Source organism: Leifsonia stereocauli (assembly GCF_038432415.1).
In the GTDB taxonomy this organism is placed as follows: Bacteria; Actinomycetota; Actinomycetes; order Actinomycetales; family Microbacteriaceae; genus Orlajensenia; species Orlajensenia stereocauli.
The window spans coordinates 1123582-1138113 of sequence record NZ_JBCAUN010000002.1 but is presented as its reverse complement, the minus strand read 5'-3'; the positions used below and the strand labels follow the sequence as shown (position 1 = coordinate 1138113).

General features: G+C 69.5%; 12 protein-coding genes. 3 read left to right on the top strand and 9 right to left on the bottom strand.

Features of this window, described 5'->3' with window-relative positions; translation table 11 throughout:
- The first annotated feature begins 313 nt into the window (after positions 1-313).
- Positions 314-1681 carry a CoA transferase gene (locus tag AADV74_RS14180; RefSeq protein WP_342115126.1) on the top strand — a complete coding sequence of 456 codons (1368 nt, stop codon included), beginning with the start codon at positions 314-316 and terminating at the stop codon, positions 1679-1681.
- A gap of 22 nt (positions 1682-1703) precedes the next feature.
- Here the strand turns inward: AADV74_RS14180 and tyrS are convergent, their stop codons facing one another.
- Positions 1704-3005, bottom strand: a complete 1302-nt coding sequence (tyrS, locus tag AADV74_RS14175; protein WP_342115124.1) for a tyrosine--tRNA ligase — start codon at positions 3003-3005, stop codon at positions 1704-1706.
- A 121-nt stretch (positions 3006-3126) separates the two neighbouring features.
- Here tyrS and AADV74_RS14170 point away from each other — a divergent pair, with 121 nt between their 5' ends.
- Entirely contained in the window at positions 3127-3762 is a 636-nt protein-coding gene (locus AADV74_RS14170) for a SatD family protein (protein WP_342115122.1), read from the top strand.
- On the top strand, positions 3759-4331 hold the full coding sequence (locus AADV74_RS14165) for a hypothetical protein (protein WP_342115120.1): 573 nt from the start codon (positions 3759-3761) through the stop codon (positions 4329-4331). Before AADV74_RS14170 ends, AADV74_RS14165 begins: the two co-directional genes overlap by 4 nt.
- 38 nt (positions 4332-4369) lie before the next feature.
- Here AADV74_RS14165 and AADV74_RS14160 read toward each other — a convergent pair whose 3' ends face one another.
- The 8 genes from AADV74_RS14160 to pheT all read right to left on the bottom strand — a co-directional run bounded on the left by AADV74_RS14160 (position 4370) and on the right by pheT (position 14530).
- Positions 4370-4975 (bottom strand): DNA-3-methyladenine glycosylase, encoded by a 606-nt coding sequence (locus AADV74_RS14160; RefSeq protein WP_342115209.1) that lies wholly within the window; start codon positions 4973-4975, stop codon positions 4370-4372.
- A gap of 7 nt (positions 4976-4982) precedes the next feature.
- Positions 4983-6416, bottom strand: coding sequence for an argininosuccinate lyase (argH, locus tag AADV74_RS14155; RefSeq protein ID WP_342115119.1), 1434 nt, complete (start codon positions 6414-6416; stop codon positions 4983-4985).
- Entirely contained in the window at positions 6416-7348 is a 933-nt protein-coding gene (argF, locus tag AADV74_RS14150) for an ornithine carbamoyltransferase (RefSeq protein ID WP_342115117.1), read from the bottom strand. Before argF ends, argH begins: the two co-directional genes overlap by 1 nt.
- On the bottom strand, positions 7345-8559 hold the full coding sequence (locus tag AADV74_RS14145) for an acetylornithine transaminase (protein ID WP_342115115.1): 1215 nt from the start codon (positions 8557-8559) through the stop codon (positions 7345-7347). The genes argF and AADV74_RS14145 overlap by 4 nt, the downstream gene beginning before the upstream one ends.
- Positions 8556-9464 (bottom strand): acetylglutamate kinase, encoded by a 909-nt coding sequence (argB, locus tag AADV74_RS14140; RefSeq protein WP_342115113.1) that lies wholly within the window; start codon positions 9462-9464, stop codon positions 8556-8558. Before argB ends, AADV74_RS14145 begins: the two co-directional genes overlap by 4 nt.
- A 10-nt stretch (positions 9465-9474) precedes the next feature.
- Complete coding sequence (argJ, locus tag AADV74_RS14135) at positions 9475-10626, bottom strand: bifunctional glutamate N-acetyltransferase/amino-acid acetyltransferase ArgJ (protein WP_342115111.1); 1152 nt, start codon at positions 10624-10626, stop codon at positions 9475-9477.
- Positions 10623-11666 carry an N-acetyl-gamma-glutamyl-phosphate reductase gene (gene argC / locus AADV74_RS14130; protein WP_342115109.1) on the bottom strand — a complete coding sequence of 348 codons (1044 nt, stop codon included), beginning with the start codon at positions 11664-11666 and terminating at the stop codon, positions 10623-10625. Before argC ends, argJ begins: the two co-directional genes overlap by 4 nt.
- A 344-nt stretch (positions 11667-12010) precedes the next feature.
- Complete coding sequence (gene pheT / locus AADV74_RS14125) at positions 12011-14530, bottom strand: phenylalanine--tRNA ligase subunit beta (protein WP_342115107.1); 2520 nt, start codon at positions 14528-14530, stop codon at positions 12011-12013.
- Positions 14531-14532: the final 2 nt, after the last annotated feature.

Here is a 14532-nt window from a genome sequence, read left to right as displayed (position 1 = left end):
ACGATCTTCACGCGGTTGTGACCACTGATTCTCATGCGGCTCATTGAGCCGACTGAGACGTGGTTATCCTCGCGTTTCGAAGCTGTTCAGCTCCGCGACCGGGACTTGCAATCTTAGGCTTCGAAGCCGTGTTTCGCAACTCGAGGTTGCGGACTTCGTGACTAAGATTCGATCCCCACTTGAGGCCGGCGAGCTGTTCCGCTCTGCCGCACCTTTGGGGTGATGAGTAAGAATTTACGTGGGACCCGGGGACCTCGCAAATCGGCTGCGCACGCCGGGCGTGTCGCTCCCAGCTTGGCTGGATACTGGCGATATGAGGCCTGCTCGAGTACGCCCGCTGCTCCCCCGGATTCTCGCGGATCTGGGCGACGCCCAATCCCTCTCTGCGGCCGTCTCGGAACCTGAGAGCGCCATTCCCCTGCCGTCGAACCTCCCCGTCGGGTCTCTCGCCCAGGACAGCGTCGACGCTGCGGCGCTCGAAGCCGCGGCCATCATGCAGGACAGGACGGGATCGCTCCCTCGTGTGTTGTCCGACCCCCGGCGCATCGCCGCCGCGTACTCGAGCGAGCGCTGGTTCCGCATCGATGGTGTGACGCCTTCGGCGTGGGCCCCGCTCTCGGGATTCTGGGCTGCATCCGACGGCTGGGTGCGCACCCACGGCAACTACCCCCATCACGCGGAACGGCTTCGGGCGTCGCTCGGCCTGCATGTCGATGCAGGCGCCGACGAGCTGCGTGAGCGGGTCGCGCAGTCGTCGGCTGCCGAGATCGCCGACGCCGTCACGAACGCCGAGGGCATCGCCGTCGTCGTTGGCGGTCGGAACGACAGGGTTGCCAGCACAGCCGCGAGGCGACCACTGGTGGAGAGCGAGGTGATCGCCGGCGGAGAGCGGCGGGCGTGGGACGACGGCGGTGCGGCACTCGGCGGCATCCGCGTGCTGGATCTCACCAGGGTGATCGCCGGACCCGTGGCGACCCGCACCCTCGGGCTGTTCGGCGCCGACGTCCTGCGCATCGACTCCCCCGGCCTGCCCGAGATCGGCTGGCAGCATCTCGACACCGGGGCCGGCAAGCGCAGCGCCCTCCTGGACCTCGCGGCCGCATCGGATCGACTCCGGTTCGAGGACCTGCTCGCGGACGCCGATGTGGTGGTGCTCGGATATCGGCCCGCCTCCCTGACCGAGCTGGGGCTCGCGCCTGCCGCCATCGCGGCGCGGCATCCGGGCATCGTGATCGGACGACTGTCGGCGTGGGGCTTCTCGGGGTCGGATGCGCGGCGTCGGGGGTTCGACAGCATCGTGCAGGCGGCATCCGGGATCTCGTGGATCGAATCGGCGGACGGGATCACCCCCGGCGCACTGCCTGCGCAGGCACTCGACCACTCGGCCGGCTACCTGCTGGCCGCGGGGATCATGTCTCGGCTGCGACGGCAACGGGCCGAGGGCGGCAGCCACCTGGTGTCGGTCGCGCTCGCCCGCGTGGCCTCCGAACTCCTGAGCCTGCCGCGCATCCCGCGGGCCGATGCCGACTCCGGCCTGGCAGATCAGGTCCAGGAGTTCGCGACCGAGGCAGGGGTCGTGCGATCGGTGCGACCGGCGCCGCAGTTCGATGGATCACCGGACGCGTTCGCCGACGGGCCGCATCCGTGGGGCACTGACACGGCGGAATGGTTACCGCGCTGATGCGGTTCGAACTCCGAACGCGCTAGAGGACGAAGATTCCGGCGAGGGTCTTCTTGCCCCGTCGGAGGACGGCCATGCCCGACGGCAGCGTGGAGCCTCCGATGGACGCCGTGTCATCGGTCACCTTGACGCCGTTCACCGAGACGCCGCCCTGTGCGATCGCCCGGCGAGCCTCGCTGATGCTCCCGCTGAGGCCGGTGTCGAGCAGGAGCTGAACGATCGTCGCCGTCGGAGACGTGGTCGTGTTCGGCAGCTCACGGAGCGCGCTCTCGAGCGTCTCGGCATCGAGTGCGGCCACGTCGCCCTGACCGAAGAGTGCATCGGCGGCGGCGATCGCCTTGTCTGTGGCATCCGCCCCATGCACGAGGGTCGTGACCGCACGCGCGAGCGCGCGCTGGGACTCGCGACGGAACGGCTCGCTCGCCACGAGCGCCTCGAGACGCCCGATCTCCGCGCGGTCGAGGAAGGTGAACACCTTGAGCCTGCTGATGACATCGGCGTCATCGGTGTTGAGCCAGAACTGGTAGAAGGCGTACGGGCTCACCAGCGCCGAATCGAGCCAGATGGCGTTGCCCTCGCTCTTGCCGAACTTGGTGCCGTCGCTGTTGGTGATGAGCGGGGTGCCGATGGCGTGCACGCTCACCCCCTCCGTGCGGTGGATGAGGTCGGTGCCGCTCGTGAGGTTGCCCCACTGGTCGCTGCCACCCGTCTGCAGCACGCAGCCGTAGCTGCGGTAGAGCTCGAGGTAGTCGAGCCCCTGCAGGATCTGGTAGCTGAACTCGGTGTAGCTGATGCCGGCATCGGAGTTGAGTCTGGCTGCGACGGCGTCCTTCTTGATCATCGTTCCGACGCGGTAGTGCTTGCCGATCTCCCGCAGGAAGTCGATCGCCGACAGCGGGGCCGTCCAGTCGAGGTTGTTGACGAGGCGCATGCCGTTGTCGCCCTCGGCGCTGAGGAAGCGGGAGACCTGGCCCTGCAGGTAGCCCACCCACTCGGTCACGGTCTCGCGGGTGTTGAGGGTGCGTTCGGCTGTCGGGCGGGGATCGCCGATCAGGCCGGTCGAGCCGCCGACGAGTCCAAGAGGACGATGACCGGCCAGTTGAAGACGCCGCATGACGAGCAACTGCACCAGGTTCCCGAGGTGGAGGCTCGGCGCTGTGGGGTCGAAGCCGCAGTAGAACGTGATGGGACCACCGGCGAGGAGTTCCTGGAGTTCGCTCTCGTCGGTCGAGACATGCACCAGCCCACGCCAGACGAGCTCCTCCCAGATGTCGGAGAAGGTCGGGTCGTTGGCCTGGTCGGCGAGGATGGCTGGGTCGGACACGCTGCAAGGTTATCAGCGGGCCTCGGCGAACGAATCAAGGCTGAAAGCTACATGCCCATGAAATAAGCTTCACAACTTGATTGAACTGGAGTAACCTTACAGACTTCAGATCGGAGAGTTCATGTTCGTCATCACAGCGGATCAGGTCGACTCCCGACACGACGTGGATCGGGCGGATGCGGCGATGCGTGCGCTCGAGACGGCCTTCGGGGACGAACTCGTGCTCCCGGTCGATCAGACGGCCGGCGATGAGATCCAGGCCGTCACCACCTCGGCACCGACGGCCCTGGCAATGGTCGGAGCACTCGCCCGCTCCGGGCACTGGAGCATCGGGCTGGGGATCGGCTCGGTGCGCACTCCGCTGCCCGATGCCGCACGAAAGGCCACAGGGCCGGCCTTCATCGGAGCCCGAGACGCCGTCGAAGCGGCCAAGCGCGCCGAGTCCAGGTTCGCCCTGCGCGCCCCCGACGCCGTGGAGCGCGCCACCATCATCGAGCCTCTCGTCAGCATGCTCCTGCTCACGCGCGCCCGACGCTCGGAGCAGGGCTGGGAGGTGGCGGATCTGATGCGCGCCGGTCACTCGCAGAAGGATGCGGCTGGCATACTCGGGATATCGGCTGCCGCCGTGAGCCAGCGCCTCCGTGCTGCGCTCTGGAGGGTCGAGGACGACGCCCGGTCTTCCCTGGAGCATCTCCTGGCCGAACTGGATGCAGAGGCGTCGCCAGCGACGCGGAACGGAACGGACCCCACCGAATGATCGCCGTCACCATCGTCATCTGGTTGCTGCTCGTGCTCGTGCTCGGCGCGGGGGCGACCTTCGCCGTCATCGCTTTCCTGCGCCCGGACAGGGTGATGACCTGGGCCGCGGCGGGATCGCTCGCCGCTGCGTTCGTGCTCGCCTGGCTCGCGACGGGTCAGATCGAGCCGCTGCTCACCATCGTCGTGGTCATCGGGGCGATGACCCTCGCGGTGTTCGGTGGGGGGCCGGCCGCAGTACTGGCGCTCGACCTCGCGACCAAGGGCAGCGTGCGCACAGGCGTGCACGGCGGCATCCTCGTCGAGGGCATCCGCTCCGACGGAGCGGCGACGGGACGCGAGATCCTGCGCGGAGGCCAGACGATCGGCGTGCTTGAGCGTTTCGCCACCGTCGCGACGATCATCGCCGGGTTCCCCGAGGGGCTGGCGATCGTCGTGGCCGTGAAGGGCGTCGGGCGTTTCACCGAACTCGAGTCGTCCGAGGCTCGCGAGAGGTTCATCATCGGCACCATGGCCAGCCTGATCTGGGCCTGCCTCTGCGGCGCCATCGTGCACCTCGCCCTGAGCTGAGCTCGCCGCTGCCGCTTCTCGCGCATCGGCACGCTCGATCAGTCGTGCGATCGCGCGTGCCGACGGTAGACCGACACCGTCGGGTCGCCCGGGATCCAGAAGCGCCACGGGTACGCCGCACCTCCGCCAGCGCCCGAGACGCCGACACGCGGACCGCTCGCCACGTCGGGCGCAGCATCCGACGCCAGCAGGGCGAAGGGCTCGGAGAAGAGATCGGCTCCGTTCTCGGCGAGAGGGATGCCGAGGGCGCTGGCGAGCCGCGCCGGACCGCGCGCCAGATCGCGATCGCTCACCGCTGAGGGCCTGCGACTGCGTGCGAGTTCGACGCCGTCGACGATCTCGCCGGCCCGGAGCAGCAGCGCAGATGCGGGCCCGGCTGGTGAGCACACGATGTTGACGCAGGTGTGCATCCCGTAGGTGAAGTACGCGTAGAGGTGGCCGGGCTCACCGAACATGACCGCGGTTCTCGGGGTCATGCCGCGATGGGCATGCGAACCGGGATCCTCCCCGGTGCCTCGATAGGCCTCGACCTCGGTGAGCCGAACAGTCACGTCGCCCTCACTCGTGCTGTGGGTGAGGAGGGCCCCGAGCAGCTCTGGTGCGAGCTCGACCGCGTCTCGGGACAGGGCGGCGCGGTCGAGCACCACGGGGCTAGGCCCGGGTGGGCGTCAGGCCCTCGGCGAGCGAGCGCACTCGAGCGGTCAGCGTCGCGAGCTGTTCCGCCACGCGCTCGGGGGCGGTGCCGCCGAGGCCTGTGCGACTGCCGACGGAGCCGGAGACAGTGAGCACCTCGCGCACGGCGGGGGTGAGATGCAGCGAGATGCCGGCGAGCACATCGTCGGGAACCTCGTGCAGGTCGAGGCCGTTGGCCTCGGCATAGGCGACGACGGATCCCGAGAACTCGTGGGCGTCTCGGAACGGAACATGCTGCTTGACCAGCCATTCCGCGATGTCGGTGGCGAGAGAGAAGCCCTGCGGTGCGAGCTCTGCCATGCGGTCTGTGTCGAATCGCATGGTGGCGACCATGCCCGTGAAGGCCGGCAGCAGGACCTCGAGGGTGTCGACCGAGTCGAAGACCGGCTCCTTGTCCTCCTGCAGATCGCGGTTGTACGCGAGCGGGAGGCCCTTGAGCGTGGTGAGGAGACCCGTCAGGTTGCCGATGAGGCGCCCGGCCTTGCCCCGAGCGAGCTCGGCGATGTCGGGGTTCTTCTTCTGGGGCATGATCGACGACCCCGTGGAGTAGCCGTCATCGAGGGTGACGAAGCCGAACTCGCGGGTGTTCCAGAGGATGATCTCCTCGGCGATGCGGGAGAGGTCGACTCCGATCTGCGCGGTGATGAACGCGAACTCGGCGACGACGTCGCGGCTCGCCGTGCCATCGATCGAGTTCTCGACCACGCGGGAGAAGCCGAGTTCGCGGGCGACGAGCGCGGCGTCCAGGCCCAGGGTGTTGCCGGCGAGGGCACCGGAGCCATAGGGAGACGCATCCGTTCGGCGCGCCCAGTCGGCGAGCCGTTCGAGGTCGCGCACGAACGGCCAGCAGTGCGCGAGCAGATGGTGGGCGAGCAGCACAGGCTGGGCGTGCTGCAGGTGGGTGCGGCCCGGCATGATCGCGCCATCGTGGGCGCTGGCCTGGGCGGCGAGAGCGTCGATCAGGTCGATGAGGAGCTCGGCGATCCGCACGGCGTGGTCACGCAGGTAGAGCCGCACGAGTGTGGCGATCTGATCGTTGCGGCTGCGGCCGGCGCGCAGCTTGCCGCCGAGCTCGGGTCCGACCACTGTGATGAGCGCACCCTCGAGAGCGCCGTGGACGTCTTCATCGCTCGGAGCGGCGGTCAGATCGCCGCTCTCGACACGGTCGAGCAGCGTGTCGAGGCCGGCGAGCATCGCATTCAGCTCCGCGTCGCCGAGGTAGCCGGCGGCCGCGAGGGCCTTCGCATGGGCGCGGGATCCCGCGATGTCGTAGCCGGCCAGACGCCAGTCGAAGTGGGTGGAACGGCTGAGCAGCTGGAGTTCGGTTGACGGACCGGAGGCGAAACGCGCACCCCAGAGCGAACCCTCGTTGGTTCCGTGCTTCTCGGCCATCAGTCGGTTCCGTTCTGCTCGAGCAGCCAGACCAGGAGCGCCTTCTGCGCGTGCAGGCGGTTCTCCGCCTCGTCCCAGATGATCGACTGCGGTCCGTCGATGACGTCGGCGGTGACCTCGAAGCCCCGGTCTGCCGGGAGGCAATGGAGGAACACGGCATCCGACGCCGCGCGCGCCATGAGTGCGGTATCGACCCGATACTCGCCGAAGGCCGCGACCCGCGCCGCCTTCTCGTCCTCCTTGCCCATCGACACCCAGGTGTCGGTGACGACGACGTCGACGCCGTCGACCAGGGCCGCGGCATCCGCTCCCACCGTGATCGACCCGCCGGTGGTCGCCGCGATGGCCCGCGCGTCGGCCACGACCTGCTCTGATGGCTCGAAGCCCGCCGGGGATGCGACCCGGACGTGCATGCCGGCAGTCGCGCCGGCGAGCAGGTAGGACTGCGCCATGTTGCTGGCGCCGTCGCCGAGGAAGGTGAGGCTGAGGCCGGCCAGCTCGCCCTTGTGCTCGCGGAGCGTGAGCAGATCGGCGAGCAGCTGGCACGGGTGGAAGTCGTCGGAGAGTGCGTTGACGACGGGGACCGTCGTCCCGGCCGCCATCTCCTCGAGTCCGGCCTGGCCGTAGGTACGCCAGACGATGGCCGAGACCATGCGCTCGAGCACGCGTGCGGTGTCGCTCGGGGTCTCCTTGCCGCCCAGCTGGCTGTTCGCAGTGGAGATGATCAGTGGGGATCCACCGAGGTCGGCGATCCCGACCGCGAACGAGACGCGGGTGCGGGTCGACGACTTGTCGAAGATGACGGCGACGGTCTGCGGCCCGGCCAGGGGCTTCACGGCGTAGCGGTCGCGCTTCAGCTCCACCGCGAGATCGAGGATGGCGGCCTGCTCGGCCGGGGTGATGTCGTCGTCACGGAGGAAGTGGCGGGTCATGGGGTCTCTTTCGCGGTGGCGGGACGGACGCTCTCGAGAGCGCGGGTGAAACGAGCGGTGAACTCCGCGATCTCGGTGTCGCCGATGATGAGCGGCGGGGCGAGGCGGATGCTCTGGGGATTGGGGGCGTTGATGATGAGGCCCTCGCGGAGCGCGGCCGCGACGACCTCGGGCGCCACGGGCTCGGACAGGGCGATACCGAGCAGGAGGCCGGCCCCACGGACACCCGTCACCAGCGGAGAGCCGATGCCCATGATGGCCGCACGCAGTTCCTGACCGCGCAGCTCGGCGTTGGCCACGAGCCCTGTGGACTCGATCTCCTCGAGAACGGCGTTGGACGTCGCGGTGGCGAGGGGGTTGCCGCCGAAGGTGCTGCCGTGCTGACCTGGGCCGAACAGCTCGGACGCATCGCCGTAGGTGACGAGGGCGCCGATGGGGAACCCTCCCCCGATGCCCTTGGCCAGCGTGACGGCATCCGGAACGATCCCGGCATGCTGGAACCCGAACCAGCGACCTGTGCGCCCTGCGCCGGTCTGGATCTCGTCGATGATGAGCAGCGCCCCGTGCTGCGTGGTGAGCTCGCGGGCGCGCTCGAGGTAGCCGTCGGGCAGCGGGCGCACGCCGGCCTCTCCGAGGATGGGCTCGACGAAGAGTGCCGCGACGGTACCGTCGATCGCCTGCTCGAGCGCCTCGAGGGTGGGGGCGATGTGCTCGACTCCCCCGGGCACGGGCTGGAAGTCCTCCCGCATGGCCGGTTTGCCGCTGAGCGCGAGCCCGCCCATGGTGCGTCCGTGAAAGGAGTCGACGAGTGTGATGATGCGCGTGCGCGGCGGCGAGGAGTGCTGCGACGAGTGCAGGCGGGCGAGCTTGAACGCCGCCTCGTTCGCCTCGGCCCCGGAGTTGCCGAAGTAGACGCGGCCGCGCTCTCCAGCTCCCGTGATGCGCTTGAGCCGCTCGGCGAGGGCGACCTGCGGCTCGGTGGCGAAGTAGTTCGAGACGTGGGCGAGCCGCGCGGCCTGCGCCGAGACCGCCGCGACGAACACCGGATGCGCGTGACCGAGCGAGTTGACGGCGATGCCGGCCAGGAAGTCGAGATAGCTCATGCCGTCCATGTCCCAGACCCAGCAGCCCTCGCCGCGGTCGAGCATGCCGAGCGGGGTCGCCATGCTGCCCATCATCGACTGGTGGAAACGATCGTGCCAGGCGTTCATGCGGGGACCACCTCCGTGCCGATGCCGCTCTGAGTGAAGATCTCGAGCAGGATCGCGTGCGGCTCGCGCCCGTCGATGATGGCCGCCTTGGCCACTCCGCCGTCGACGGCGTCGAGACAGGCGGTCATCTTGGGGATCATGCCCGACTCGAGGGTGGGGAGCAGGTCGCGCAACTCGGGGGCGCCGATGACTGAGACGAGGGACTCGCGGTCGGGCCAGTCGCGGTAGAGACCGGCCACGTCGGTGAGGATCACAAGCTTGGCGGCGCCCAGAGAGATCGCCAGCGATGCCGCGGCGGAGTCGGCGTTCACGTTGAGAGACTGCCCCGGAGCATCGACATCGGGAGCGATCGAGGAGACGACCGGGATGCGCCCGGCGTCGAGTTGCGCGAGCACGGCGGCAGGATCGACCTCGATGACGTCTCCGACGAGTCCGAGGTCGATCTCCTCGCCGTCGACGACGGCTCCCCGGCGACGCCCCCTGAACAAACCGGCATCCTCACCGGAGAGACCGGCGGCGAGCGGGCCGTGCTCGTTGATCGAACTGACCAGCTCGCGGTTGACCTGGCCGGAGAGGACCATGCGCACGACGTCCATGGTCTCGGGCGTCGTCACCCTGTAGCCGCCGCGGAACTCGCTCGCGATGCCGAGCCGATCGAGCATCGACGAGATCTGCGGGCCGCCGCCGTGGACGATGACGGGCCGGATGCCTGCGTAGCGGAGGTAGACCATGTCCTCGGCGAATGCCCGCTGCAGTTCGGGGCTCACCATGGCGTTTCCGCCGAACTTCACCACCACGATCTGGTCGTGGAAGCGCTTCAGCCAGGGCAGCGAATCGATGAGGATCTGCGCCTTCGAGGCCGCGGACTGCTGCGCGATCCCGGGGGCGGTGTCTTCGAGCGTCATCCGTCTCCTCCTAGCTCGCGTAGGCGCTGTTCTCATGCACGTAGTCGTGCGTGAGGTCGTTGGTCCAGATGGTGGCCTGCGCCTCGCCGACCTGCAGGTCGATGAGAACGTGCACGGCGCGCGGCGCGAGGTCGACCTCGTCTCGCGAGCGGTCGGGCCGGCCCTCCGAACAGACGCGGACGCCGTTCATCGAGACGTCGACGTTGTAGGGGTCGAAGGTGGCGCTCGTGGTTCCGATGGCGGCCAGCACGCGGCCCCAGTTGGGATCGTTGCCGAAGATCGCGGCCTTGAACAGGTTGTTGCGGGCGACGGAGCGCCCCACTTCGACGGCGTCGAGTTCGCTCGCGGCCCCGACGACCTCGATGGCGATGTCGTGGCTCGCACCCTCGGCGTCGGACTGCAGCTGCAGGGCGAGATCACGGCAGACCTCGGTGAGCGCAGCGGTGAACTCCTCGATGTCGGGCGTGATGCCCGAGGCACCCGAGGCGAGCAGCGACACCTGGTCGTTGGTCGACATGCAGCCGTCGGAGTCGAGGCGATCGAACGTCACGCGGGTGGCCGAGCGGAGCGACGCGTCGAGGGCGGATGCCGTGAGATCGGCATCCGTGGTGATGACGACGAGCATCGTGGCGAGGCCCGGCGCGAGCATGCCGGCACCCTTCGCGATGCCGCCGAGGCTCCAGCCGTCGCGCTGCACGACCGTGGTCTTGGGCTTGGAGTCCGTCGTCATGATGGCCCGCGCCGCATCGGCTCCCCCGTCGACGCTGAGCGCTGAGGCGGCCGTCATGACGCCGGCAGCCAGGAGTTCGCCATCGAGCTGGTCGCCGATGAGGCCCGTGGAGCAGACGAGGACGTCCCCTGCCGACACGTCGAGCGCCTCGGCGACGGCCTCGGCCGTGCGATGCGTGACCTGAAAGCCCTGGGGACCGGTGAAGCAGTTCGCCCCGCCGGAGTTCAGCACGATCGCGCTGGCCACGCCGTCGACGATGACCTGCTGCGACCAGAGGATGGGATTGGCCTTCGCCCGGTTGCTGGTGAACACCACGGCGGCCTGCTGCGACGGACCTCGGTTGACAATGAGGGCGAGGTCGGGCGCGCCGGAGGTCTTGATGCCTGCGGCGATTCCGGATGCCTCGAAGCCGAGGGGGGCTGTGACTGTCACGGTGCGACTCCGTTCACGGGGAGACCAGTGGTCTCCGGAAGGCCGAGGGCGATGTTCGCCGACTGGATGGCGGCTCCGGCGGTGCCCTTGACGAGGTTGTCGACGGCGGTGGTGACGACCACGCGGCCGGCGGCCTCGTCTATGGCGAGGCCGATGAGGGCCGTGTTCGCGCCCTGCACGTCTGACGTGCGCGGTTGCTCACCCTCGGGCAGCATCTGCACGAAGGGCTCGCCGGCGTAGGCCGTCTCCCATGCACGACGGATGCCGGCGGCATCCGTGCCCGGAACGATGCGCGCCGTGCTGACGGCGAGGATGCCCCGGGACATCGGCACCAGGACCGGCGTGAAGGAGATGGTGGGGGCTGTCGCGCCGGCCGCCCGGAGCGCCTGTTGGATCTCGGGGATGTGCCGGTGGCCGCCACCGACTGCGTACGGGCTCGCCGACCCGAGGATCTCGCTCGCGAGCAGGTTCACCTTGAGGCTCTTCCCGGCGCCGGACGGGCCGACGGCGAGCACCGAGACCAGGTCCTGCTCCTCGATGACTCCGGCGAGGATGCCCGGCGCAAGGGAGAGCGCGACTGTGCTGGCGTTGCAGCCCGGCGCCGCGATGCGCCGGGAGGAGGCGAGATCGGCGCGCTGGTCGCCGGCCGCGCGCGGAAGCTCGGGAACGCCGTAGGTCCAGGCGCCGTAGTGATCGCCGCCGTAGAACGCGGCCCAGTCGGTCGCGCTCTCGAGCCTGTGGTCGGCGCCGCAGTCGACGACGAGGGTCTCGGGCGAGAGCTGCTCCGTCACCTCGCCGGACTTGCCGTGCGGGAGTGCGAGGAACACAACGTCATGGCCGGCGAGGACGTCGGCGGTCGTGGGCTGCAACACCAGGTCGCCGTAGCTGCGCAGGTGCGGCTGGGCGGCGACCAGCTTCTGGCCGGCGTTCTGGTGCGCGGTGACAGTGCGCACCTCGAAGTCGGGATGCGAGGCGAGCAGGCGCAGCAGTTCGCCACCTGCATAGCCGGATGCGCCGGAGACGGCGACCGAGAACGTCATGATTCCACCTTAGGGTCGAGAGCTGTCGAGGCTGATGCGGCGACGCTCACGACGAACGGCTTCACCGTCGTTGCGAGGTCGCCTAGAGTCGGCGCTCGACCCGGCGTCGGGGCAGCACGGAACCCACGCGCGCGGTGCGCGAGACGGTGGGCTGTGCGGTGGGCATGGAGCGACCCTACCGGTCGCCGACACAATCCTGCAAATGACGCAAGATTCTGGCGTGGCGCAGCACGAGACTGATGAACGCGCCCCTTCAGGCCCAACTGAAGGCCCGCGCTGGTGAAACTGAGCCGCGCTCCCGGGGTTTCGGACGCGCGGCGCAGTTTCGGTAGCGCGAGACCGGCTCAGTCGCGGAGGTGCGCTCCGTGCAGTTCGGTGGCGCGAGCGGCACCGGCGAGCTTGGCCTCCGAGGCCTCGGCCGCCGTGAGCGTGCGGTCGGCGGCACGGAAGCGCAGCGCGAACGTGAGGCTCTTCGTGCCGTCGGGCAGTCCGGCTCCGCGGTAGTCGTCTACGAGCCGGGCGTCCTCGAGGAGTTCTCCAGCGCCTTCGACGATGGCGGCGCGAATCGCACCGGCCGGAACGTCCGTCGCCACCACGAGCGAGAGGTCCTGCGTCGCCGCGGGCTTGGTCTGCACAGGTCGGGCGAGGATCTCGGACCTGCCCAGGCGGACGAGCGCGTCGAGGTCGAGTTCTACTGCCGCCACTGTGCGAGGCAGGTCTGCGGATGCCGCGAGATCGGGCAGCAGCTCGCCTGCGAAGCCGACGGTCTCACCGGCCGCGAGGATGCGCGCGGTGCGGCCGGGGTGGAACGCCGGGTGGACGCCCTGCTCGATCACGAGCTCGACGTCGAGGGCTGTGCCGAGACGCTGCGCCACACCGATCGCGTCCTGCCAGTCCCAGGCGACGGGGGCCTGACCCGGCTGGCGCACGATGGCGTTGCCGATGAGGAGCGCGGCGACGTTCCGCGGCTGGCGCGGGATTCCCGCATCGAGGTCGGCGAGCACGGCCGCATCGGGCCGGGCGTTGCCGACGGGCAGCGTGGCGCTGCCGAAGGTGCCGGATGCCGTCGGCAGGGTGACGAGGCCGGTCTCGAAGATCGCGAGGTCGGTGATGCCGCGCGACAGGTTGCGGTGCGCGATCTCCGCGAGTCCCGGCAGGAGCGAGGTGCGCAGCAGCGGCCGAGCCCCGTCGAGCGGGTTCGCCACCCTGACGGGCTGGGCGATCTCGCCCTCGAGGCTGGAGAAGGCTGCGGCATCCGTCGCACTGACGAACGGGTAGGCCAGGACCTCCGTGAGGCCGCTGCCCGCGAGCACGTTCGAGGTGATGCGACGCAGGCGCTGGGCGCGGGTGAGACCGCGGCCAGGAGGAGCGACGGGAAGCACGGCGGGGATTCGGTCGTAGCCGTTGATGCGGGCGACCTCCTCGGCGAGGTCGGCCTTGCCGACGATGTCGGGGCGCCAGCTCGGCGGCGTGACGGCGAGCCCGCCTTCGGCCTGCTCGACAAGTGCACCGATCTCGACGAGCACCGAGCGGATCTCGTCGTCCGTGTAGTCGACACCGATGAGGCCGGTGACGAAGCCGTCGGGCAGGAAGACCGAGGCGCGAGGCTCCACCTGGCCCGTGCTGGTGGCTGCATCCTCGACGGTGCCGCCGGCCAGCTCGGCGAGGAGCTGGGCTGCGCGGGCGGCTGCGACCTCGGCTACTGCCGGGTCCACTCCGCGCTCGAAGCGCTTGGACGCCTCGCTCGGCAGCTTGTGGCGGCGAGCGGTGCGGGCGATCGTCACGGGGTCGAAGTTCGCGGCCTCGATGAGCACGTTCACCGTGTCGCTGCCGATCTCGGTGCGGGCTCCTCCCATGACGCCGGCCAGGCCGATGGGCCCGGCTCCGTCGGTGATGAGAAGGTCCTCGTCGGAGAGCGTGCGCTCCTTCTCGTCGAGGGTGACGATGCTCTCCCCGGCGCGGGCACGGCGCACGACGATGCCGTCGACGAGGGTGTCGAGGTCGTAGCCGTGCAACGGCTGACCGAGTTCGAGCATCACGTAGTTGGTGATGTCGACCACGAGGGAGATCGAACGGATGCCGGCCAGCTTCAGGCGGGCGATCATCCACGCCGGGGTACGGCGGGTCGGGTCGACGCCCCGCACGATGCGGGTGACGAAGGTCGTCGCACCGACGCGACCCCGCACGGGGGCGTCGTCGGCGATGGTGACGGGGAAGGCGCTCGATCCGCTTCCGGCTCCGGCGAGCGCCGGGTCGCGGAAGGCGGCACCGGTGGCGTGGGCGTACTCGCGGGCGACGCCGCGGATGGAGAAGGCGTAGCCGCGGTCTGGGGTGACGTTGATCTCCACGGCGGCGTCGTCGAGGGAGAGCAGGCTGATCGCATCCGCTCCCACTGCGGGATCGAGATCGAGCTCCGCCAACCGCAGGATGCCGTCGTGCTCCTCGCCGAGGCCGAGCTCCCGCGCCGAGGCGATCATGCCGTCGGAGACGTGGCCGTAGGTCTTGCGGGCCGCGATGGGGAACGGTCCGGGCAGCACGGAGCCGGGCAACGTCACGACGACCTTGTCGCCGACGAAGAAGTTGCCAGCACCGCAGACGATGCCGTGCACGGCGTCGCCGCCGTCAGCCGCGGTCTCGCCTTCAGGGGCGACGCGCACCTGGCACCAGCGGATGGTCTTGCCGTTGGACTGCGGCTCCTCGACGAACTCGAGAACCTCGCCCACGACGATCGGACCGCTCAACTCGAAGTCGTGCACGTCCTCCTCCTCGAAGCCGACGCGCACGAGTGCCTCGTGCAGCGACCCCGTCGTCGTACCGGGAACGAGGTCGACGTACTCCGCCAACCAGCTCAGGGGAACTCTCACGA